Below are 21132 nucleotides of genomic sequence, written 5' to 3'. Positions count from 1 at the left end.
GCCAGTACGCACCTAAGGCAGTACGCAGCTGAAGTAGTACGCAAGGAGGAGAAGACGCACGTGGACGCCGAGCTGACGAACCGGAGCCGGGACGCGATCAACGCGGCCACCAGCCGGGCCGTGTCCGAGGGGAACCCGGACCTGACCCCCGCCCACCTGCTCCTCGCGCTGCTTGAGGGGCAGGACAACGAGAACATCACCGACCTGCTCGCCGCGGTCGAGGCCGATCAGGTCGCCGTCCGCAGCGACGCCGAGCGGGCGCTGAGCGGCCTGCCCCGCGTCACGGGCTCCACCGTCGCGCCGCCGCAGCCCAACCGCGAGCTCCTCGCCGTCATCGCCGACGCCGCGCAGCGAGCGAAGGAGCTGGGCGATGATTACCTGTCCACCGAGCACCTGCTGATCGGTACCGCCGCCAAGGGCGGCACCGCCGGTGAGGTCCTGGGCAAGCACGGGGCCACCGCGAAGAAGCTGCTCGACGCGTTCGAGAAGGCAAGGGGAGGACGCCGGGTGACCACACCCGACCCGGAGGGTCAGTACAAGGCCCTGGAGAAGTTCGGGACCGATTTCACCGCCGCGGCCCGCGAGGGCAAGCTCGATCCCGTCATCGGGCGGGATCAGGAGATCCGGCGGGTCGTCCAGGTGCTTTCCCGGCGTACGAAGAACAATCCCGTCCTCATCGGCGAACCCGGCGTCGGCAAGACCGCCGTCGTCGAAGGGCTCGCCCAGCGGATCGTCAAGGGGGACGTGCCCGAGTCGTTGAAGAACAAGCGGCTGGTCTCCCTCGATCTCGGTGCGATGGTCGCCGGCGCGAAGTACCGCGGCGAGTTCGAGGAGCGGCTCAAGACCGTCCTCTCCGAGATCAAGGGGAGCGACGGGCAGATCATTACGTTCATTGATGAGCTGCACACGGTTGTCGGGGCCGGTGCCGGTGGAGATTCCGCCATGGACGCCGGGAACATGCTCAAGCCCATGCTCGCCCGCGGTGAGCTGCGGATGGTCGGGGCCACCACCCTCGACGAGTACCGCGAGCGGATCGAGAAGGATGCCGCCCTGGAGCGGCGCTTCCAGCAGGTGCTTGTCGCCGAGCCGTCCGTCGAGGACTCGATCGCCATTCTTCGTGGGCTCAAGGGGCGGTACGAGGCCCATCACAAGGTTCAGATCGCCGACAGCGCACTCGTCGCCGCGGCCGCGCTCTCCGACCGGTACATCACGTCGCGCTTCCTGCCCGACAAGGCCATCGACCTCGTGGACGAGGCCGCCTCCCGGCTGCGTATGGAGATCGACTCCTCCCCCGTCGAGATCGACGAACTCCAGCGCGCCGTCGACCGGTTGAAGATGGAGGAGCTCGCCCTCAGCAAGGAGACCGACCCGGCGAGCAAGCAGCGGCTCGAGAAGCTGCGGCGCGATCTCGCCGACAAGGAAGAGGAGCTGCGTGGGCTCAACGCCCGCTGGGAGAAGGAGAAGCAGTCCCTCAACCGCGTCGGCGAGCTGAAGGAGAAGCTCGACGAACTGCGCGGCCAGGCCGAACGCGCCCAGCGCGACGGGGACTTCGACACCGCGAGCAAGCTGCTCTACGGCGAGATCCCGACCCTGGAGCACGACCTGGAGGTCGCCTCCGAGGCCGAGGAAGAGGTCTCGAAGGACACCATGGTGAAGGAAGAAGTCGGGCCGGACGACATCGCCGATGTGGTCGGCTCCTGGACCGGCATCCCCGCCGGGCGGCTCCTCGAAGGCGAGACGCAGAAGCTGCTCCGCATGGAGGACGAGCTCGGCAGGCGGCTCATCGGGCAGACCGAGGCCGTGCGGGCCGTGTCGGACGCCGTGCGGCGCACGCGGGCCGGGATCGCCGATCCCGACCGGCCCACCGGGTCCTTCCTCTTCCTCGGGCCCACCGGCGTCGGCAAGACCGAGCTGGCCAAGGCCCTCGCCGACTTCCTCTTCGACGACGAGCGGGCCATGGTCCGCATCGACATGAGCGAGTACGGCGAGAAGCACAGCGTGGCCAGGCTGGTCGGTGCCCCTCCCGGGTACGTCGGGTACGAGGAGGGCGGCCAGCTCACCGAGGCGGTGCGCCGCCGGCCGTACAGCGTCGTACTCCTCGACGAGGTCGAGAAGGCGCACCCGGAGGTCTTCGACGTCCTGCTCCAGGTGCTCGACGACGGGCGGCTCACCGACGGGCAGGGGCGGACGGTCGACTTCCGCAACACCATCCTGATCCTCACCTCCAACCTCGGCAGTCAGTACTTGGTAGAGCCGCTGACGAGCGAGGAGGAGAAGAAGCAGCAGGTTCTGGAAGTCGTCAGGGCCTCTTTCAAGCCGGAGTTCCTCAACCGGCTCGACGACCTCGTCGTCTTCTCCGCGCTCGGCAAGGACGAGCTCGCGCACATCGCCGAGCTCCAGATCGGCCGGCTCGCCAAGCGGCTCGCCGAGCGGCGGCTCACCCTGGACGTCACCCCCGACGCCCTTGCCTGGCTGGCCGACAAGGGCAACGATCCGGCCTACGGCGCACGCCCGCTGCGGCGTCTGATCCAGACGTCCATCGGCGACCGGCTCGCGAAGGAGATCCTCGCGGGCGAGGTCAAGGACGGCGACACGGTCCGGGTGGACACGTTCGGTGACGGTCTGATCGTCGGACCCGCGGCACCGGATTCAGCTGCGGCGTCCACCGGAAAGACGCTGTAAGCGGACAGAAGCCGGACACATGCGGGGCGGGGGTTGCGGGCCCCCGCCCGACATGGGGGAGGATGGCGGAATCCGTACGAAGGGACTAAGCACGTGAGCATCGACCCGTCCTCGATTCCGAATTTCGGGGGACAGCCCGAACAGCCGCAGGGCGATGGACCGGCGGGCCCCGTTGTCCCCGACCAGGACCTGGTCAAGCAGCTTCTGGACCAGATGGAGCTCAAGCACGTCGTCGACGAAGAGGGTGACCTCGCGGCGCCGTGGGAGGAGTTCCGCACGTACTTCATGTTCCGCGGCGAGGGCGACCAGCAGGTCTTCTCCGTCCGGACGTTCTACGACCGCGCGCACGGGATCGACGAGAAGCCCCAGCTCCTCGAGTCGATCGACGACTGGAACCGCCGCACGCTGTGGCCGAAGGTCTACACCCACACCCACGACGACGGCACCGTCCGCCTCATCGGCGAGGCGCAGATGCTGATCGGCACCGGCGTCGCGCTCGAGCACTTCGTCTCGTCGACGGTCAGCTGGGTGCGGGCCGCGATCGAGTTCGACCGCTGGCTGGTCGAGCAGCTCGGCCTGGAGGCCGACGTCGACTCCGCCGACGGCGACGAGAAGCCGGGCGACGACGAGGCCTGAGCCCGCACGCTTCACCTACGTACGCGAGAGCCCGGCCGGGGTGCATCACCTCGGCCGGGCTCTCGTGCGTGACGGGACCGGTCGGCGTAAACGGGACCGGTCGGCAGCTACAGCGACTTCAGGCGGGAGACCGCCTCCGCCAGAACCTCGTCCTTCTTGCAGAAGGCGAACCGTACGAACGGGGCCCCCGCGTCCCGGTGGTCGTAGAAGACCGCGTTCGGGATGGCCACCACGCCGATGTGCTCCGGCAGAGCGCGGCAGAAGGCGAAGCCGTCGGACTCGCCCAGGGGGCGGATGTCCGTGGTGATGAAGTACGTGCCCGCCGGACGGTAGACGTCGAAGCCCGCCGCGGTCAGGCCCGCGCCGAGCAGGTCGCGCTTGGCGCGCATGTCCTCGCGGAACGAGGAGAAGTACGTGTCGGGCAGGGCAAGCGCCTCGGCGATCGCGTACTGGAAGGGGCCCGACGCGACGTACGTCAGGAACTGCTTGGCCGAGCGGACCGCCGTGACAAGCTCCGGCGTCGACGTCACCCAGCCGACCTTCCAGCCGGTGAACGAGAACGTCTTGCCCGCGGAACCGATCGTCACCGTGCGCTCGCGCATGCCGGGGAAGGAGGCGAGCGGGATGTGCGTCGTGCCGTCGCCGTCGTCGAAGACGAGGTGCTCGTACACCTCGTCCGTGATGACGAGGAGGTCGCGTTCGACGGCGAGCGCCGCGATCTGCGTCAGCTCATCGCGCGTGAGGACCGTGCCGGTCGGGTTGTGCGGGGTGTTGAGGAGGAGCAGCCGGGTGCGGGGCGTGATCGCGTCGCGCAGCTCGTCGAGGTCGAGCCGGAAGCGGCTTTCCGCCGGGTCCGGGCGCAGGGTCACGGGGACCCGCTTGCCGCCCGCGAGCGCGATCGATGCCGCGTATGAGTCGTAGTACGGCTCCAGGGCGATCACCTCGTCGCCCGGTTCCACCAGGGCGAGCAGCGACGCCGCGATCGCCTCCGTGGCGCCCGCCGTGACCAGGACCTCGCGGTCGGGGTCGTAGCTGAGTGCGTACGTACGCCGCTGGTGGTCGGCGATCGCGGTGCGCAGCTCGGGGATGCCGGGGCCCGGCGGGTACTGGTTGCCGCGGCCGTCGCGCAGCGCGCGGACCGCGGCCTCGCGGATCTCCTCGGGACCGTCCGTGTCGGGGAAGCCCTGGCCGAGGTTGATCGCGCCCGTTTTCACCGCGAGCGCGGACATCTCGGCGAAAATCGTCGTACCGAACTCGGCGAGGCGGCGGTTGAGCAGCGGGCGGCCGTTCCCGGAAGTGGAGGTCATGGCCGCCATCCTGCGCCGAACCTCTGGACTTCCTCAACTCACGTACGGGGCTTGGGGCCTGAAGTGATGCCCGGGGTGTGGCCCCTGACCTGCGGCGGAGCCGTCGTTGTTGGCCGTTGTCGGTCGTTGCCGATCCTCCTTGGACGGCCCAGAGACGGCCCCGCTCTCCCTCGACTCCGCCCTGCACGAAGGCGTCGATGCCGGGGCGCCGGGAGAACTGAGTGCTTGGCCTGCGGCACCGGCGTCACAGAACGCGGCGTGGCGTGCGGGACAGTAATCGCCGGTCGACTTGGATGGGACGCCCCGTCAGTCAGGTTGACGCATGCTTCGTCGCCGCCCGCCTAAGATCCGTTCGGGGCGGGCATTTCCGATGAATTGATCAAGGTTTCGAACGTGGCCACAACAGAGAGTCCCGGTTGCCCGCGAGTGGCGGGCGACCGGGGCTTCCCCATGCGAGCGGTGTCGAGGCGGAGGCTTGTCCCTACCGCTTCCCGACCTTCTTGAAGCAGACGCCGATCGGCTTCCAAGCCTTCTTGTTCTTCTGGATGGTGACCCAGTCATTTTCGGTGTGCATGGTGAGGCGCTGCACGTTGAACTTCTTGCCGGCGTACTTCGTGTATGCCCTGAGATAGCCGCGCTTGTACTTCTTGGGCACGTCCCACGTGCCCCGAATCGCGATGCTGCGGGACCTGGTCACGTCCCATCCGACCCCGGCGCTGATGCCGCCCTTCGCGAGATCGATCTTCTTCGAGAGCACCGTGCCCCTGGTGCGGGTCTCCTCGATGCTGAGGGTCATTCCGCCCGGACCGGAAGCCAGGGCCATCGGCTTCTTGCCACATTTAGTCCCGATGGAACGTACCTTGGCCGTCCTCCTGGCCAGCCCATCGTCGCTGGCAGCGGCCTCGGTGACCGTTGTCGCACGGCCGGTCTGCGGCTGTGCGGCGTGTGCGGAACCTGTCGTTCCGGCGCCGACAAGACCCACGGTCAGAGCCGCGGCCGCGGCCCCCCGTCGAATCAGCTTGCTCTGCATAGCTCGCCCCAGTTTGGAAGTGAGTTGGAACAGGTGTTGCTTTGGTCATGGATAGGTGATCATCCGCGAAGGGCGCGACAGAAGTGACTTGAGGAAGATTTGAGTACGAATTCTGGAGGGGACCAACACCGGGAGAGTCCAAGAGTCCGCCATATACGACGACGTCGCCATTACAGACGCCGCGGGGCTCGATGTAGACCATTTCGTACCTAAGCGGCTAGCGGCTAGAGCGTCCAAGAGGGCCTCACTCAGCCCCGATCCGTTGCAGCACCGCACCTCACCCGAGGGGTACGACCCACTGTGTGCGGCATGGGGGTTGAGGAACATCGGAACGAAAACCGGCCCTAAGCCCTGGCGGTGCCCGGGGAGGCTTTGACCTGGCCCCGAAGCTGCTATGTCGACCAGGCTCGATGTCTTGGGTGCTGAATACCGTCAATGGCCACGTCTACGATCCGGTCGTGGCTGACATCTCCGATGAATTAATCATGCTGGAACGTTCCGCCGAGGAAGAGCGGGCCAAGCTTGCGGGCCTCGACGGCGAGGAGTATGCGGTGCAATGGCGCCGCTGGGCTGACGCGGCCGAGGCGTTCCAGGTGGCCGTCACTGTGCACGCCACGGAGACAGGGCAGCCACGGCACGAGGTCGAGATGACCGCGAAGAAGGCCGTACGGCACGCGGAAGAGGGTCCGGTCGAATAGCTGGCTGCGCCGCGGCATGCGGTCTGTCGCCCACCGCTGACCCGCGAAAGAGGCACACCGCCGCTACGGCCTGGGCAACTCAGTGACAAACGTCCCGATGCCCGGCTGCATCTGCGCCAACCCTGCGTTCCGGAGTTCGGTGAGGACACGCCGGGCCGTCATCTGCGCGATACCGAACTCACTCTGGATCGCGAGAACACCGGGCAACTGACTCCCCGGCGGATACTCGCCGTCGGCAATCCGCTGCTCAAAGAGCGCGTACACCTGTTTCCACCGCGGGATGTCCGGCTTCCAGTCCATGATCCGAAGCTAGGCAGTGCAAGCCTGGTCAGCGAGACGAGAATGCCTGTCTGGCCTAGCTACCCTAGCTAGCTAGTACTACCCTGCGTGAACACGCATCACCCCTGCGGTCGCGCGAACGACCCAGGGGCGTGGACGACTGGATGGAGTCGACATGAACGAGGGTACGCAGAATCAGAATGCCCCGGACAGCCCGAGCACGGCCACGACGGCGCCGGTCAGCTACAGCTACTGCTCTTGGCACCTCGGCTATAGCGCCGATACCCGTGTCATCAACGTGCAAGAGCAGGGCTCCGGACCGGGCGGCGTGCAGTTCGCCTGCCTCTCCTGCCGCGAGAAGCACAACCTGGTCCCCTACGCCGACCAGCCATGACCGAGACCTGGCGGCCAAAACCGCCGCCCGCAGAGAAGCTCAACGCCTGGCAGTACCTCGGCTGGCAGTGCTGCTGGTGTGGCGAGCTGCTCGGGAAAGGGGCCCGGTCCGCCGGCCGCGCCGAAGGGCACGCCGACGCTCACGACTTGTCTATCGAGGTGTACGAGTGCGGCCCTCACTGCCCGAAGCGCACGGTGGGGTTCGGACAGGAGTAGCCAGGTTCGACGTCACCTGCCGTCAGTGACTGGTGCCACGCGAGCCAGCCCCAGAGACCGCCAACAGGGCCTCTGGATACGTAAGTTCCCCCGCGGGACGCTGAGCCATCCAGCCAGAGAGCCGGTGTGCGGGAGCCTCAGTGCGCACGTGCTTGAACCCGAGCTGCTCGTAGTACCTGTGCAGTCCTGTGTTGGTTCGCCAAGTGTCGATGCGCAACCAATCCCGCCCCTCCAGCGCTGCGAGTCGCGACATCCAGTCGACCACCCGGGCGCCCAGCTGACGCCCGGAAGCGCTCCGAGACACGATGAGCTTGTACAGGTGGAGCCCAGACTCCAGCACATCAGCGTCGGTCCAGAAGTCACGGTCTGCCGGGCCACGGCTCACCGTTGCGAGGGTCTCGCCCGTCCCCGTGTCCACGACCACCCATGTGCGCCCGTCGTCGATGGTCGCCCGCCACTTTGCGATGGCTCGGGTGCCCGTCTCAGTGTCGTTCCACTGGTCGGTGTCCTTGTCCTTGAGCCACCCCTCCGCCTCCGTGCGGAGCGCCATCAGCGCGTCTACGTCCGCGGGGCCGGCGGGGCGAAGTACCTCAGTCACTGTCGACCTCATAAAGGATCTTGTGCCTGTCTCCGGGGAGGATGGTGACCATGCAGCGAAGGGGCTTTCCGTCCGCGTCGTAGCCAGTCCGGGTGTGCTCAGCGATGGGCGTTGCAGCCGGGAGAGCGAGCAGTTCCGCCTCCTTCCGAGTAGGCATACGTACCGCGATCTCATCGCGGTACCGGGACTGGATCAGGCCCACGGAAGCTAGTACCCCGCCGGGCGCCGACACGTCACGGGGCTCCATCAGTGGTGTGCCGTTGACGAGTTCTTGCGGGAAGTATGAGTCCGCCAATGCGTACGGTCGGTTGTCGATGTAGCGCACGCGCTGCCGACAGACAGCCAGCGCTCCGTCAGCAAGTTCGAGCGCCTCGTGAACGTGTTCCGGCGCTTCCACGATGCTCACGCTGATGTCCTGTCGGGGGCTCTTCCCGTCCTCAGTCACGGCTGTCGCCCACTGGTCGCCAGAGGTCTTTCCCTCTACGGCGTTGGCGTGGCGGCTGCGGCTTTCCAGGGTCGACCAGTTCCAGATCACGGGCGGATAGTCCTCCCGCACGTACTTGCCGGACCCCTGCCCCGTAACCACCAGCCCCTCATCGATGAGCATGCGCACGCCCGCTCGGATGGTCTCTCGGCTGTATCCGTAGGCGGACATCATCTTGGATTCGCTCGGAAGTGCTTGGCCTCCACCGAGCTCTCCGGAACTGATCTGTTCTCGCAGGTCAGCAGCCACTTCTTGAGACTTCGTCAGTCCCCGTCGCATCTGTGTGTTCCTCTCTGCGCTCCAACTCCTCCATACAAGTTAGACGAGAAGGCTTGACCTTCCAAGGCCAGGGTGTGCAAACTCTTGCCACGCCCACTCCTCCAGACAAGTCGGAAGAGGTGGCCCGTACAGAGCTATGGCTGGACTGAACGCGCTCGATGAGTCCCGTGAAGGCGGGAGCCCCGGCCAGGGGTTACCACGCTCATCGCATGCGATTGCAGCGCCCTGTGGCGCCTTGAGAACTGAACAGCGTGCTTGAGGGAGTCCCGCCCCACCTCGCAACAAGTGGGCGGGCGCGTACGGGTCCTGTCCCGTGCGTGGAACAGCGCATCCCAACTGCTTCGCGGCCCAACGGCTGCGGCCGGTTGCCTCCGCTGCTCGTCTCGTACGAGCAGCGCTGAGGGGAGCCGGATTCTCACCGACTTCAACGGCGCGCGGCCCCGGAGGTGCAACTCCGGGGCCGCCTTTCGGGCCGTCCTACCTGCGAGAGGAACACGACCCATGAAGCACATCGGCACAGTTCAGGCCCTTGTTACCGACCGCGGGCCGACGGCCGCGGAGCTGGACGCCATCGAGGGCGAGATGCCGCTGATCACGGCGGAGGTCGAGTTGCTGGACGTGCAGATCAGCCTGTTGGACCGGCCGGTCACGGAGCTGGACGCACGCCGTGTGCGGCGGGCCCGGCGCAAGGCGCTGGCCATCCGCCGCACGCTGGCGAACCGCGGCGCTGCCTCCTCGCCGGAGGTGGCCTGATGTCGCAGGAGTTCACCGCGCAAATGTCCATGAGGGCTGGCCGCTGGCGGCTGTACGTGGTGCTGCTGAACACCACCGACCCGTGGCCCGAGCACACCTTCGCCCCCGCACCGATTCCCACGTTCACGGACCGCGCGCGGGCGCTCAGCGGGCTCGGCTTCGAGCCGGTCCCCGGTGCCGAGTGGATCTGGACCGAGTACAGCGAGACCCTCGATGACCCTGCCTCGCCGGTCTGTCTGATCGCTGCGGTGCAGGTGCGTTCACGGGCGGAGGCGGACGCGTGAACAGCGTTCAGATCCGTTCAGCCGAGCGCGCACTGTCCATCGGCACGTGGCTGATCGTCGCGGGCGCGATGCTCTACTCGATCCTCACCGTCACACCCCTCGCGGCCGAGCACACCCCGGACGAGTGGGACTGGACGGCGCCCATCCTGCCGCTCGTGGTCGATGCCGCGGTGGTGATCGTGGTCCGGCTCGATGCGGTGCTCGCCCGGCTCGGGGGACACGGCGGGCGGTGGCCGATCGCCCTGCGCTGGATGACCGGCTGCATGACGTTGGCCTTGAACGTCGCGGACTCCGCATTGCAAAACGACCTGGTGGGTGTGGCCGTGCATGCGGTCGCCCCGCTGCTGCTGATCGTCACCGCGGAAACCGGGCTCGCCTACCGGCGGGCCATCGCCGCCGCAGTGAGCGAGCTGGAGACGCGGCAGCAAGCGCAGAGGGAAGCCCGTGAGCGGGCGGTGGCCGAGCGCCGTGAGTCGGCCGCGCGGCGGGCCCGTGAGGAGCGCGAGCACGCCGCGATGCTCGCCCGTGAACAGCGTGAACACGAGGCTCGCCTGATCCGCGAGCAGGCCGAGCGCGAGGAACGGGTCCGCCGTGAGGAGCACGAGCGTGCCGCGGCCCGCGAGCAGGCCGAGCGGGAGCAGCGTGAACGCGCTGAGCGCGAGCGTGAACGCCGTGAGCGCGAGGAGGCCCAGCGCCGCGAACACGAGCGGGCCGCACGTGCGGAGCGTGAACGCCGTGAACGGGCCGAGCATCAGGCGCGGGCCGAGCGTGAACGCGCCGCCCTGCTGGCCGCCGGTCCCGCCATGGAGAAGGTTCCCGAGGAGCGGGCCCGCGCCACCGTGCGGGCCGCGTTCCAGGCGGGGCTTCCGGTGCGATCAGCCGCCGAACTGTGCGGCTGGTCGGTCGGCTGGGTCTCCACCCGCTACCAGGAACTGCGCGACGCAGGAAACTCGGTCTTCGAGTCTGATGGGGCGATGGTCTGATGCCGCGCACCCTGGGCCGCTACTTCGACCCTGATGGCACGACGTACGACATCCCCACCTACCCGCTGCGGTGCGCTCCCGATGGTCTGGCGACCCGGACCCAGCTGCGGGTTAAGGGGCTGCGGCCCGGCGGGCAGGAGGTGGCCGCACAGCTGATGTGGCGCTACCCGCGCGGTATCGCGGTGGCCTACCTCTACCGCCTCGACCTGGCCAAACCGGTCCGGCCCATGACGCCCGCCCGCTGGCGGGCGCACGAGGCGATGATGCGCCGGCGCCGGACCTGCCCCGCCTGTGGGCGGGATGCCGGATACGTCATCCGCACCTCGATGGGCGCCTGCGAGCGCTGTATCCGCCGCACCGAACAGCGCGCCGCCTGACCTGCACAGCACCCCCAATCCGCTTCCCTCACCGCGAGGAGATCCGCTGTGTCCAGCCGTACCCGCTCCCGCACGCGCACCGCGAAGGCGCCCGCCGGAGCGACCACCGTCCGCATCCCCCGCCAGCGCTCCAGCCAGCCGTTCATCGTGGTCGTGCCCGACCGCCCGTCCCTGTCCCGCGAAGCGCTCGGCTTCTTGGGGCGGCTCCTGTGGAAGAACCGCCGCTCGCTGGCCCCGCTTGCCCTCGCCGTGCTGGCCCTGCCCGGCACCGCGGTGCTGCATGCGCTGGCCTGGTGGTCCGGGCTGCTGCTCGCCCCGCTCGCCGCAGGCCCCCTGGCGTGGCTGCTCATCACCCAGCGCCGCCGCCCCGCCGCCGACCGCGGCGTCTTGGGCTGGCGCATCGGCCTGACCCTGCTTGCCACCACCGCCACCGCCTGGGTGGCGCTCGCCGCGGCCTTCGGGCCGCTCGCGGGCCCGCTGGAGCTGCTCTGGCTCCTCACCCTGCTCGCCGCGCAGACCGCCTGGCTCATCGTCCGCCGTACGCACTGACCTCAGGAGATCGTCTGATGGCACGCAACAACACCGCTGGTCAGCGTGCGCGGCACGCCCGGACCAACACCGCCCCCACCAACGGCTCGTCCAAGACCGACAAGTTCGCCAGCGCGGCCGGCGGATTCGTTGGAGCGATGGGCGGCTCATTCGTCCCGCCGATCAACGTCACGGTGAACAACAACAAGGGCACGGCCAGCTCGAACGGGGGCGGCTCGAACTCCCAGTCCCTGTTGCCTGCCCCGGAGTTCACCTCGCCCGCGCAGGTGCGCAACTACTGCAACACGCTGCGCGCGGCGGGGGTGACGCTGTCCATCGAGGTGGCCATGGCCGCCGAGATCCTCAAGGGTGTGCTGGCCGCCGTGCCGGACCCGGAGGGCCGCGCGTTCGGCTCCCGCATCCGGGCGGCGAAGGTGACCCGCAAGGTCAACAAGGCCGCCGATGACCTGCGCAGTGCTGCGAAGAACGCCGCGGCCGCGTACTCCACCTTCCAGCAGCAGTACGAGGAAGAGATCAACCGGGTGCGCCACCGCGCCCGCAAGCCGCAGCAGCCGGTCATGAACTGGGCCCAGCAGTAAGGAGGCAGCACCCGTGATGAAGCGCAGTGACAACGAACAGGCCCAGATCCTCCAGCTGATGGAGGCCCAGCGGGGCAACGCGGATGGCGGGGGCGTGGGCGCCTACCTGCTGCACCGGGCCAAGCCGCACCTCCCGCCCTGGCTGGGGGTGGGCGGCATCGGCCTGGCCGGGCTGTTGGGCCACCTGCGGTGGGATGAGAGCACCCCGGCCGCGGTCGGCCTCACGCTCACCTCCGTCGCCCTGTCGGGCGGCGCCTGGCTGATCGGCAAGACGACCAGCAAGCAGCGCCGCTTCCACACCGCCCTGACGACCGGGCTCGGCTCGGCGTGGCTGACTGCCGCGTGCCTGGCCGGACCCACCGCCGGACCGCTGGACGACCTGTACCTGATGGGCGGCCCGGCGGTCGCGCTGTCGTGGAACGTGCGCATGCTCATGCGCCACAACCCCGACGGCGGTGGTGAGGGCGCGGACGCGGGCCTGCTGGAGAAGGTTGGCCTTGCCGGGACCAAGCTGGGTGCGGCCAAGGTGGAGCCCAACCGGGTCACCGCCCCCTACGCCCTACCGGCCGGGGAGGCGACCAACGAGGACATGGCCAAGGCGCTGCCCAAACTGGCCGGCGCTTTGGACGTGCCGCCCAACGCGGTCCGCTACCGGCCCGACCCCGAATCGGCCCGCCGCGGCGAACTGGTCATCGTGCCGCAGGACATGCTCAAGCAGGTCACCTGGTACCCCGGCCCGTCCAAGCCGGGCGGCTCGATCGCCGAACCGCTGGTCATCGGCGTCTACGACGACGGCTCACTCCTGCTGCTCACGCTGCCGCAGGCCATCCACCTGCTCATCATGGGCCAGACCGGCGCGGGCAAGACCGAGGGCGCACTCGACATCCTCACCGAGGTCATGACCCGCCGCGATGTGGCCGTGTGGCTGTCCGACCACGTCAAGAAGGGCCAGGACCTCGGCGAGATCTTCCCGGCCTGCGACTGGGTGGCCACCACCCCGCAGGACACCGAGATCATGATCGAGGCCGTCAAGGCTGCGATCCCGGCTCGTACCGCGTGGCTCGGCGCGCACAGCTACCGCGCCTGGTGCCCCGAGGCCGCCGAGATACAGAACAACCCCGCGCACTCCTGCCGCGGCGACGGACGGGCCTGCGGCTGCGAGGGCATGGCCTACCTGCTGGCCTGGTTCGAGGAGGCCGCCAACACCCTCGCCCGGCTGGACGACGACGTGTTCACCACGATCGCCCAAGAAGCCCGTTCCGCCGGTATCTCGCTGATCATCTCCATGCAGCGGGCCAGCGGCTACCAGATCAGCACCGACACCCGCGCCTCCCTGCCCGCCTCGCTGTGCTTCGGCGTGGACGAGCGGGACGCCAGCTTCGCCCTGCCGGACGAGGTGCTGGAGGCGGGCGCCAACCCCGGCGCCTGGAAGAACCGCAAGCCCGGCTACTGCTACCTCGTCGCCGCAGGCATCGAAGAGGAGCTGTACGCCAACCCGGCCCGCACCTTCCGCAACGACCCCGTGACCCTCGAATGGGCCGACCGGGAGTTCGCCGACATCCGCATGCCCCTCGACGCCGTCACCGCCGGTGCGGCGGCCAGCGTCGCCGGACGCGCCTACACCGACCGTGCCCGACCGGAGAGCCCGGCGGCCCCCGTGCAGGAGGACGAGTTGGACGAGGAGCAGCGCGCGGGCGTCGACCCCGAGGACGAGCACATCGACCCCGAGGCCGAACTCCCCGAGAACCAGCCGGGGGACGAGACACCGGTGTTCGGGCAGGAGCAGGGCCGCAAGCCCTCCCCGGAGGATGCTCGGCGCCTGCTCGATGAGGCGCTCGCGGAGTTTGAGGAGGAGGGGCGCATGGTGGTGGGTCCCAAGGACTTCACCGACTGGTGCGACCGCAACAACCTTGGCCGCTCCTGGGTGTCCAAGCGGCTCAAGGATGCCGCTCTGGAAGGCCGGTTGGAGCCGACCGATCAGACCGGCCGGTGGCGGATCGTTCCCGCCCTCACAGCTGCCTGACGCCCGTCACATGTGACGGGCCGCGTCACACCCAAACCCCTAGGCAGGCGCACGTGTGACGCGCCATCACAGCGCCCCGTCACACGGCATCACACCTCTCCGTCACACCCGCGCGCGGGCCCGCGTCACACCTCACGCGGGCCCGCTGCCCTACCCGCCGGAGCGCCTCATGGCCTACCCCGAGCAGCCCACCGCCCTCGAAGTCCACCACCCCATCCCGATCACCCCCGCCACCCCGCACGCGGCACCGCTCGTGCCCGTGCAGTCGGGCCAGGTGCCCGCGGTGCAGTCCATCGTCCTGCCCGACGGCCGCGTCGTCACCGGCTACACCCTCACCCCCGCGCCCACCGCCCCGGCACCCGCGCCCGCCCCGGCCGCGCAGCCCGCCGTGAGCCGTACCGCGGTGAACATCGCGCTCGGCGGCATCGGCTTCGCCGCGGTCTGCGGCGGCCTGCTCCTGCTCACCGGCTTCATCGCCGCGCTCGCCGCGTTCGTGCAGCAGCTCATCATCCTGGCCGCGGTCATCTTCGGCGGCTTCATCGCCGTGCAGATCCTCGGCACAAGCCGGGGCAGCGGCGGAACCACGTTCCACATCCGCAAGGCCGTCATCAAGCGCAACCACTTCCACGGCTAAGACTCGGCGCCTAGGTCAGTTCGCATGGCGCTCCGGAGGGCCAAGTGAGCCTCGTCGTAGCTCTGTCGATGGCGCGCGTACTCCTCGCTCTCAGCCAGTAAGCCGTCTGCAACAGCGTCCCGCAAGCTACGCAGCCTGCGAAAGGTGTTCTCTGCCGGTGTCACAACGAACGCAGGAGCAGAGATCGCAAGTTCGTAGCGAAGACCGATGCAGGGCTCGAAAGCCTCCCAAACGGCGTTCCTACGTTGATCTGGCGACGCTTCCGCCTCTCGTGCCAGAACGCTGCAGGAATGCCGCGCCCTCGCCAAGCCTGCGAGATATGAGCCGTAGAGGACTCGCCGGATCTCGATGTGCTGATCGCCCCGGTCTCGCTTCCACCGCCTGCGCTCAAGAAATCCCGCTGAAGTGGTGGCGATCCCTCCACCAACGATGGTGCTGGCCAACGTCATCCACTCCACCAAGACCCACCTCCGGATGGCCACGGCCTCCGTCCACAACAGCAGGGCGGCCCCCGCATCTCACCAAAGAACGGGGCCGCCCTTGTCCACCTGCCCACTACAGACCTGTGGAGGAACCCAGCATGACGCAACCCACCGACAACCGGCGAGTGGGCCACCGGCCGTTACTGCCCACCGCGCTCCTGCGCACCGCCCTGGATCTCGCAGACGGCGGTGTGCCCGTGCTGCCTCTGCGGGCGGGGAAGGTGCCGTTCGGGAACTGCCCGGCATGCACCAAGAACGCCTGCGGCGGCCGGCCGAACATGAAGACCCCCGGCCCCTGCACCTGCCCCGCCCCGTGCCACGCGTGGTCCGCCGCCACCACCGACCCGGACGTAATCAACTCGCCGACGTGGGACCGGCCGTGGCGCGAGGCGGCGGCGGTGGCCTACCACCCCGGCGGCGCCGGCCTCACCGTCGTCGACCTCGACCACCCGGCCGCCGTCACCTGGGCAACCCGAACCCTGCCGCCCACGCAGACCGTGGCCACCACCCGAGGCGAGCACTGGATCTACCGAGGCGCCATGCGCTCCATGAACGGCGTCCGGGACGGCGTCGACATCAAGTCCACGATGGCCTACGCCCGGTGGCTCGGCCCCGGTACCGGCACCATCACGGAGTTGCCGCAGGTCGTGTGCTCGCTGGCTGTCCAGGAGCCAGCCACGGTGCGGCCACAGCCGAAGGTCCTCGCCGTGCCCGCACCGGTGGGGGGAGGAGCCTGCCGTCACCGCACGCCCGCCTACCTGCAACGTGGCATCGCGATGGCGGAAAAGCGCATCACCGAGGCTCGCGACGGGATCCACACCACCGTCTATCGGACCTTTCTCGCCGTGCTGTCCACACATGGCCGGTGTGGCTGCCTCACCGAGCCCCACGTCGCGCGGCTGTTCACTGCCGCGCAGGCCAAGGGCGAAACTTTGCGGCACTGCACCGACGCGTGGACCAACGCCCGTACCAGGTTGGGACTATGACCATGTCCGACGACGAGAAGAACCCCGCCCGCGAGGTCATCACCGACTACGCGCAGGCCCACTTCCGGTACTTCCGCACCGCCGACGGCACCGTCTACGCGCAGAGGAACGGCCACCCCGTCGCCCGCCCGATCCGCTCCCAGGGCACCACCGGCAGCCACCGCCAGGAACTCATGGTCGGCCTGTTCAAGGACGGGCGCGGCGTCTTCAACGGCACCGCGCTCAAAGAGGCGTTGGACCTGATCGAAGCGCTCGCACTCTACGAGGACACGCAGCCCGTGCACATCCGCGTTGCACCGGGATTCGACGGAGCAACCTGGCTGGACCTGGGCCGCAACGACGGGCAATCCGTCCGTATCCACCCCACCGGCTGGGACATCACCGTCCCCGACCCGCGCGAGGTGTGCTGGCGACGCACCCAGCTCACCGGCGAACTGCCCCTGCCCGCGAAAGACACCAACGGCAAAGGCATCGACCTCCTGCTCCGGCTCTGCAACTTCGCCACCGCCGAGACCGAATGCCTGGCTGTGGCCTGGCTGATCGGCTGCCTGGGGCCGTCGGTGCCCGTCCCCGCGCCGTTCCTCACAGGGCCGCAGGGTGCGGGGAAGTCCACCGGCGGGCGGATGCTCGTGCGGATCGTCGAGGGCATGAGCGGCGACCTGCGTCGCGCTCCGAAGGATGAGGAGAACCTGATCGCGGCCGTGGCCGCTGGTTGGGTCACCGCCCTGGACAACCTCTCTCACATGACCCCGGACCTCTCCGACGCTATGTGCTGCATCGTCACCGGCGCCGAAAGCGTCAAACGCGCCCTCTACACCGACGGCGACGTGGTCCGTGCCCGCTACCGCCGACCCATGCTGCTGACCGGAATCGACGTGGGCGTCATCCGGCCCGACCTCGCCGAACGGCTCCTGCCGCTGCGTCTGGAGCGGCCCCGCGTCCGGCGCACCGAGGCGGAGCTGTGGGCGGAGTACGCGGAGGTTCTGCCCGTGGTTCTCGGTTCGCTCCTGGACCTGACGGTCAAGGTTCGCGCGGCCGAGGCGGAGACCCCCACCGATCTGCGGATGGCGGACTTCGCGCATCTGTGCGCGCAGCTCGATGCGGCCACCGGTCTGGGAGCGCTGAGCGCCTACCGGGCCAGCCTGGACGACCTGAACGACGACGTGATTGAGGGCGACCTCCTCGCGCAGACCGTCCTCAGGCACGCCGACACCCTTGAGGCGGGCGCAGAGCAGCGGATGACCTCGACCGAGTGGCTCCACTGCCTCAGTCGCCTCTACAGCGATGACGAAACGCGTCCCTTGCCCAAGGGCTGGCCGACCACGGGCAAGGTGCTCTCCGACCGGCTCAAGCGCCTTCAGCCGACCCTCGCGGCCCGTGGCGTCCTCATCGACTCGGGGCGCACCAAGGAAGGCCGCTACCTCGAAATGACCCGCCAGGTCGCCCCGTCCCCGCAAGGGCAGGAGCAGATGTTCTGACCCCCACGGTGGGGCGCCCGGACGAGCAAGAAGAGCACCACCGGCCAGGCGTGCTCTTCTTGCTGTTCGGCGGACGCCGCCTAAGGGTCGCGCCGCGAAGCGGCTCCTTCTTCACGCTTGAAGCGGCACTGCACCACAACAGACACCCCCTCATTTGTCCTAAGAGGGGAGACGCTGCGTCACCTGTGTCATCCGGCCGGGAAATCGGCTCCTGACCTGCGGCTACAGCGATGACGCAGACGGTATTCTCTGCGTCATCCTGCGTCATCTGCGTCACCCGATGACGCAGCCCATGACGCACCGATGACGCACGCCAAATCACTGCGTCACCCAAACGCGCAGGTCAGAAGCTCGAATGACGCAGATGACGCGGTGACGCAGAAATTCGCACCTCGGACAGGCGTGCACTCCCGAGATGCCCCGAAGCCTTCAGCAAGGCAACTCCACTTCCGAGGACCTCATGAGCCGAACCCGTTCCGCTCAATCCGACCCCCGCGCAACGCTCCGGGGCGGACTCCCAGACCGCTACCTCACCCCCGACGACATCGCCGAGATGTTCGAGGTGCCCAAGGAGACCGTCTACCAGTGGCGTAGGAAGCGCACCGGCCCGCCCGGCTTCCGCGTCGGCAAGCACATCCGCTACGACCCCGCTGCCGTCCACGACTGGGCCAGGAAACGCATGGCGGACGAGGACGCTGCCTGACGACGCGCACTTGAGCAGCCGCAACACCCCAAGGGAGGGCCACACCGTGGCCCTCCCTTCCTCCTGTCGCGAAGGGAACGCCGCCCTATGGCTGGCCACATCCAAGACCGCTGGTACAAGACGGAGACCAGCGCCGACGGCAAGACCGTCCGCGTCAAGACCGACCGCCACGGCAGCGGCCTTCGCTACAGGGCCCGCTACGTCGGCCCCGACGGCACCGAGAAGTCCAAGAGCTTCCCCGACGGACAGAAGCGCCGTGCCGAGAAGTGGCTCAGCGCTATTGAGACGGACATGACGCGCGGTCAGTACACCGACCCCAAGTCCGTGCGGATTACGTTCCGGCAGTACGCGGAGAAGTGGTTGGACAGCAAGACGTCCAGTCCGATGGGCCGGAAGGAACTCGGCCGGCGCCTGCGGCTGCACATCTACCCGGAGATCGGCTCCCGACCGGTCGGGACCTTCCGGCCTGAGCACATCAGGGAGCTTCTCGCCGGACTGGAGATGAAGCCCGGTGTGGGTCCGTCCTACACCCGAAACATCTTCGCGGACGTTCGATCGGTCCTGGCCGCTGCTGTCGATGACTCGCTGCTGTCCCGCAACCCTTGCAGCGCGCGGACCGTGCGGCTGCCCAAGGCCGACGCACACCCGGTAGTCCCCTGGGTGCCCGACCAGGTGTTCGCCGTTCGAGCGGCCCTTCTGGAGCCGTACCGGGCGATGGTCGACGTGGGCGCCGGGTGCGGCCTGCGTCAGGGCGAGATCTTCGGCTTGGCGGAGGACGCCATCGACGCCGACGGGCAAACGCTCCATGTGGTCCGACAGATCAAGCACGTTGAAGGACGCCCGGTGTTCGCTCTTCCCAAGGGCGGCAAGAAGCGGGACGTGCCGTTGCCTGATTCCGTGGCGCGAGCCCTCCGGGTGCACGTGGATGCCCGCAAGCCCGTGGAGATCACGTTGCCGTGGGATACGCCGGAGGGACCGAAGGTGTCTGCGCGGCTGATCTTCACCGCTGAGCAAGGGGGCATGGTGTGGCGCAGCAACTTCAACGCCAAGGACTGGAAACCCGCACTCGCCAAGGCGGGATTCATACCGGAGGCTGAGGAAGGGGAGCGCTACGCAGGAGCTCGCGAGCACGGCATGCATGCGCTGCGGCACTTCTACGCATCCGCGTTGCTGGATGCGGGCGAGAACATCAAGGCCGTCAGCGAGTACATGGGGCATGCTGACCCAGGCCTGACGCTGCGCGTGTATGCCCATCTCATGCCCGACAGTCGAGAGCGCGCCCGCCGCGCCATCGACCAGGTCTTTGGAGCCCTCTCCGCAGGAGATGACGGCCCACAGACGGCCCAGTGAGGCACGGACGGCCCCTGAACTGCCCCTCTGAGCAGGTCAGGGGCATTTGCCCCGCGAGAACCCTCTGAACTTCCTCAACTCTGCTTTGGGCCGCCTTGGCCCGGGGCATTCCCTCTTCACGCAAGAACGGCACGCAAGACCAGCGTGCAAGAACGGCACACAGCAACGGCACACAACAACTACACACAACAACGTCTTAAAGAACGCGGACCCAACGGGGGGCCTGCTTCGGGGGAACAGAAAGGGCGTGAAGGTCATGGTCTTCGTCTTCGTGTTTGTCGCAGTGGTTCTGGTGGTCGTCGCACTCGCCGTGGCGGCCGGAAGTGGACGGGGCGGGCGGTCGCGCTCGGGGGCGTCCGGCGGTGCGGCGTCCGGCGGCGGCTGGTGGGCCGGCGGCGGTGACAGCGGCGGTGGAAGTTCCTGTGGCGGCGGCTCCTCCTGCGGCGGCGGTTCCTCGTGCGGCGGGGGCGGCGGGGGCGGCTGTGGAGGTGGCGGAGGCAGCTGACACGGGGCAGCTGGTCCGTCGATCCGTTGAAGTGCCCGGCAGGGGACAACTCCTGCCGGGCACTTTGTCGTTGACTGGTGAAGAAGTCATTGAACAGTTGAGCTGTGGAGCCCCCGAGGGGATGGAAACCCTACGAAGTTGGGTAAAAACGCTGTGGCAGTGCAGCAGTCCATGATTCCCTCTTAACCGTCAGCGCCGCCCTCGGACGGACGACTTGGACAACAAGGACGTTCTCGTGGGCACGAGCCGGCATTCCGGCCTCCCGGTGACCGACCGGGTGCGCCGGCACCACCTCCATTGCGTGTTAGCGGAGCCGACCCATGCTCACGACCCTGAAGACTGTCTATACCGACACGTGCGCCGCGGACCTCGCCTGGACTCTGGGGCGCGAGCCGCTGCCCGCGCTCGCCACACTCGAACTCGAACTCGACGACGCAAAGATGGAGTTGAGGCTCCTGGGGGCCTCCCATCAGGTGCTGCTCGAGGAGGAGCAGGGCAGCTGCTCCGAGACCGTCGCGTGCATTCCCGGCAGCAGTACGCCGCTGCCTCTCGGTGTCTCCAAGCGTCTCGGCGAGTGGGAGTACGAATTCGCGGCGCGGGTCGAGACGCTCTCCCGGGGGCAGTTCGCGGGCCGGGCCCAGGAGTTGCTCGCACTGGTGTCGGAGCATCCGTACGGTCTCGCCGGGGTGTTCCCCGGCAGTCCGCACGCCTTCACGGCGATGCTGGCGCAGCGGCACGAGGGCGCTGTGCAGTGGCGTACGTGGCACGCGTATCCGCAGGACGGCCAGTTGGTGGCCACGCGGACCCGGGTGGGGGTGCGGATCCATGCGGGGATCTGAGGGATC

The 21132-nt window shown here is 68.5% G+C and carries 22 protein-coding genes; 17 read left to right on the top strand and 5 right to left on the bottom strand.

Going from position 1 to position 21132, the window contains the following annotated elements:
• Positions 1-60 precede the first annotated feature (60 nt).
• Both clpB and OG453_RS02675 read left to right on the top strand, forming a co-directional pair.
• Entirely contained in the window at positions 61-2682 is a 2622-nt protein-coding gene (gene clpB, locus OG453_RS02680) for an ATP-dependent chaperone ClpB (protein ID WP_266864116.1), read from the top strand.
• 93 nt (positions 2683-2775) lie between these two features.
• Positions 2776-3318: a YbjN domain-containing protein gene (locus tag OG453_RS02675; protein ID WP_266864114.1), complete on the top strand. Its 543-nt coding sequence runs from the start codon at positions 2776-2778 to the stop codon at positions 3316-3318.
• A 107-nt stretch (positions 3319-3425) separates the two neighbouring features.
• Here the strand turns inward: OG453_RS02675 and OG453_RS02670 are convergent, their stop codons facing one another.
• Positions 3426-4625, bottom strand: coding sequence for a pyridoxal phosphate-dependent aminotransferase (locus OG453_RS02670; RefSeq protein ID WP_266864112.1), 1200 nt, complete (start codon positions 4623-4625; stop codon positions 3426-3428).
• Positions 4626-5106: 481 nt separating this feature from the next.
• Positions 5107-5655, bottom strand: coding sequence for a hypothetical protein (locus OG453_RS02665; protein WP_266864110.1), 549 nt, complete (start codon positions 5653-5655; stop codon positions 5107-5109).
• A 419-nt stretch (positions 5656-6074) separates the two neighbouring features.
• Between OG453_RS02665 and OG453_RS02660 the strand changes: the two genes are divergently transcribed.
• The gene (locus OG453_RS02660; protein ID WP_266864108.1) at positions 6075-6353 is read left to right on the top strand and encodes a hypothetical protein; all 279 of its coding nucleotides are present in this window, start codon (positions 6075-6077) and stop codon (positions 6351-6353) included.
• A gap of 63 nt (positions 6354-6416) precedes the next feature.
• On the opposite strand, the gene OG453_RS02655 is transcribed toward OG453_RS02660, so the two are convergent.
• Complete coding sequence (locus tag OG453_RS02655) at positions 6417-6653, bottom strand: winged helix-turn-helix domain-containing protein (protein ID WP_266864106.1); 237 nt, start codon at positions 6651-6653, stop codon at positions 6417-6419.
• Between the two features lie 154 nt (positions 6654-6807).
• Between OG453_RS02655 and OG453_RS02650 the strand changes: the two genes are divergently transcribed.
• Positions 6808-7026: a hypothetical protein gene (locus OG453_RS02650; protein ID WP_266864104.1), complete on the top strand. Its 219-nt coding sequence runs from the start codon at positions 6808-6810 to the stop codon at positions 7024-7026.
• Positions 7027-7263: 237 nt separating this feature from the next.
• On the opposite strand, the gene OG453_RS02645 is transcribed toward OG453_RS02650, so the two are convergent.
• Together OG453_RS02645 and OG453_RS02640 are read right to left on the bottom strand one after the other, a co-directional pair.
• Positions 7264-7839: a GNAT family N-acetyltransferase gene (locus OG453_RS02645; protein ID WP_266864102.1), complete on the bottom strand. Its 576-nt coding sequence runs from the start codon at positions 7837-7839 to the stop codon at positions 7264-7266.
• Positions 7832-8572, bottom strand: a complete 741-nt coding sequence (locus tag OG453_RS02640; protein ID WP_266864100.1) for a GntR family transcriptional regulator — start codon at positions 8570-8572, stop codon at positions 7832-7834. Before OG453_RS02640 ends, OG453_RS02645 begins: the two co-directional genes overlap by 8 nt.
• A gap of 531 nt (positions 8573-9103) precedes the next feature.
• Between OG453_RS02640 and OG453_RS02635 the strand changes: the two genes are divergently transcribed.
• The 13 genes from OG453_RS02635 to OG453_RS02575 all read left to right on the top strand — a co-directional run bounded on the left by OG453_RS02635 (position 9104) and on the right by OG453_RS02575 (position 21126).
• Positions 9104-9355: a DUF6284 family protein gene (locus OG453_RS02635; RefSeq protein WP_266864099.1), complete on the top strand. Its 252-nt coding sequence runs from the start codon at positions 9104-9106 to the stop codon at positions 9353-9355.
• Positions 9355-9639, top strand: a complete 285-nt coding sequence (locus tag OG453_RS02630) for a DUF6303 family protein (protein ID WP_266864097.1) — start codon at positions 9355-9357, stop codon at positions 9637-9639. The genes OG453_RS02635 and OG453_RS02630 overlap by 1 nt, the downstream gene beginning before the upstream one ends.
• Complete coding sequence (locus tag OG453_RS02625) at positions 9636-10622, top strand: DUF2637 domain-containing protein (RefSeq protein WP_266864095.1); 987 nt, start codon at positions 9636-9638, stop codon at positions 10620-10622. The genes OG453_RS02630 and OG453_RS02625 overlap by 4 nt, the downstream gene beginning before the upstream one ends.
• Positions 10622-10999, top strand: coding sequence for an RRQRL motif-containing zinc-binding protein (locus OG453_RS02620; RefSeq protein ID WP_266864093.1), 378 nt, complete (start codon positions 10622-10624; stop codon positions 10997-10999). Before OG453_RS02625 ends, OG453_RS02620 begins: the two co-directional genes overlap by 1 nt.
• A 48-nt stretch (positions 11000-11047) precedes the next feature.
• Positions 11048-11548 carry a hypothetical protein gene (locus OG453_RS02615; protein WP_266864091.1) on the top strand — a complete coding sequence of 167 codons (501 nt, stop codon included), beginning with the start codon at positions 11048-11050 and terminating at the stop codon, positions 11546-11548.
• 17 nt (positions 11549-11565) lie between these two features.
• Positions 11566-12126 (top strand): plasmid transfer protein TraA, encoded by a 561-nt coding sequence (traA, locus tag OG453_RS02610; RefSeq protein ID WP_266864089.1) that lies wholly within the window; start codon positions 11566-11568, stop codon positions 12124-12126.
• Positions 12127-12184: 58 nt separating this feature from the next.
• Positions 12185-14149, top strand: a complete 1965-nt coding sequence (gene traB, locus OG453_RS02605) for a plasmid transfer protein TraB (RefSeq protein WP_266869684.1) — start codon at positions 12185-12187, stop codon at positions 14147-14149.
• Between the two features lie 169 nt (positions 14150-14318).
• Complete coding sequence (locus tag OG453_RS02600; protein WP_266864087.1) at positions 14319-14783, top strand: hypothetical protein; 465 nt, start codon at positions 14319-14321, stop codon at positions 14781-14783.
• 580 nt (positions 14784-15363) lie between these two features.
• A complete protein-coding gene (locus OG453_RS02595; protein WP_266864085.1) occupies positions 15364-16251 on the top strand; it encodes a bifunctional DNA primase/polymerase in 888 nt (295 codons plus the stop codon).
• Between the two features lie 2 nt (positions 16252-16253).
• On the top strand, positions 16254-17729 hold the full coding sequence (locus OG453_RS02590) for an ATP-binding protein (RefSeq protein WP_266869682.1): 1476 nt from the start codon (positions 16254-16256) through the stop codon (positions 17727-17729).
• Positions 17730-18189: 460 nt separating this feature from the next.
• Positions 18190-18432, top strand: a complete 243-nt coding sequence (locus OG453_RS02585; RefSeq protein WP_266864083.1) for a helix-turn-helix domain-containing protein — start codon at positions 18190-18192, stop codon at positions 18430-18432.
• A gap of 87 nt (positions 18433-18519) precedes the next feature.
• Positions 18520-19782: a site-specific integrase gene (locus OG453_RS02580; protein ID WP_266864081.1), complete on the top strand. Its 1263-nt coding sequence runs from the start codon at positions 18520-18522 to the stop codon at positions 19780-19782.
• Positions 19783-20607: 825 nt separating this feature from the next.
• On the top strand, positions 20608-21126 hold the full coding sequence (locus tag OG453_RS02575) for a DUF2617 family protein (RefSeq protein ID WP_266864079.1): 519 nt from the start codon (positions 20608-20610) through the stop codon (positions 21124-21126).
• Positions 21127-21132: the final 6 nt, after the last annotated feature.

This window comes from Streptomyces sp. NBC_01381, from assembly GCF_026340305.1.
In the GTDB taxonomy this organism is placed as follows: Bacteria; Actinomycetota; Actinomycetes; order Streptomycetales; family Streptomycetaceae; genus Streptomyces.
The sequence above is the reverse complement of the archived record's forward strand: the minus strand, read 5'-3'. Positions and strand labels throughout refer to the sequence as shown.

Bases quoted from the DNA above. Each gene is read 5' to 3' on its own strand.
- OG453_RS02670 (WP_266864112.1), bottom strand. From the start codon at position 4,625: ATGACCTCCACTTCCGGGAACGGCCGCCCGCTGCTCAACCGCCGCCTC.
- OG453_RS02665 (WP_266864110.1), bottom strand. From the start codon at position 5,655: ATGCAGAGCAAGCTGATTCGACGGGGGGCCGCGGCCGCGGCTCTGACC.
- OG453_RS02655 (WP_266864106.1), bottom strand. From the start codon at position 6,653: ATGGACTGGAAGCCGGACATCCCGCGGTGGAAACAGGTGTACGCGCTC.
- OG453_RS02650 (WP_266864104.1), top strand. From the start codon at position 6,808: ATGAACGAGGGTACGCAGAATCAGAATGCCCCGGACAGCCCGAGCACG.
- OG453_RS02635 (WP_266864099.1), top strand. From the start codon at position 9,104: ATGAAGCACATCGGCACAGTTCAGGCCCTTGTTACCGACCGCGGGCCG.
- OG453_RS02630 (WP_266864097.1), top strand. From the start codon at position 9,355: ATGTCGCAGGAGTTCACCGCGCAAATGTCCATGAGGGCTGGCCGCTGG.
- OG453_RS02620 (WP_266864093.1), top strand. From the start codon at position 10,622: ATGCCGCGCACCCTGGGCCGCTACTTCGACCCTGATGGCACGACGTAC.
- traA (WP_266864089.1), top strand. From the start codon at position 11,566: ATGGCACGCAACAACACCGCTGGTCAGCGTGCGCGGCACGCCCGGACC.
- traB (WP_266869684.1), top strand. From the start codon at position 12,185: ATGGAGGCCCAGCGGGGCAACGCGGATGGCGGGGGCGTGGGCGCCTAC.
- OG453_RS02600 (WP_266864087.1), top strand. From the start codon at position 14,319: ATGGCCTACCCCGAGCAGCCCACCGCCCTCGAAGTCCACCACCCCATC.
- OG453_RS02595 (WP_266864085.1), top strand. From the start codon at position 15,364: ATGACGCAACCCACCGACAACCGGCGAGTGGGCCACCGGCCGTTACTG.
- OG453_RS02590 (WP_266869682.1), top strand. From the start codon at position 16,254: ATGTCCGACGACGAGAAGAACCCCGCCCGCGAGGTCATCACCGACTAC.
- OG453_RS02585 (WP_266864083.1), top strand. From the start codon at position 18,190: ATGAGCCGAACCCGTTCCGCTCAATCCGACCCCCGCGCAACGCTCCGG.
- OG453_RS02580 (WP_266864081.1), top strand. From the start codon at position 18,520: ATGGCTGGCCACATCCAAGACCGCTGGTACAAGACGGAGACCAGCGCC.
- OG453_RS02575 (WP_266864079.1), top strand. From the start codon at position 20,608: ATGCTCACGACCCTGAAGACTGTCTATACCGACACGTGCGCCGCGGAC.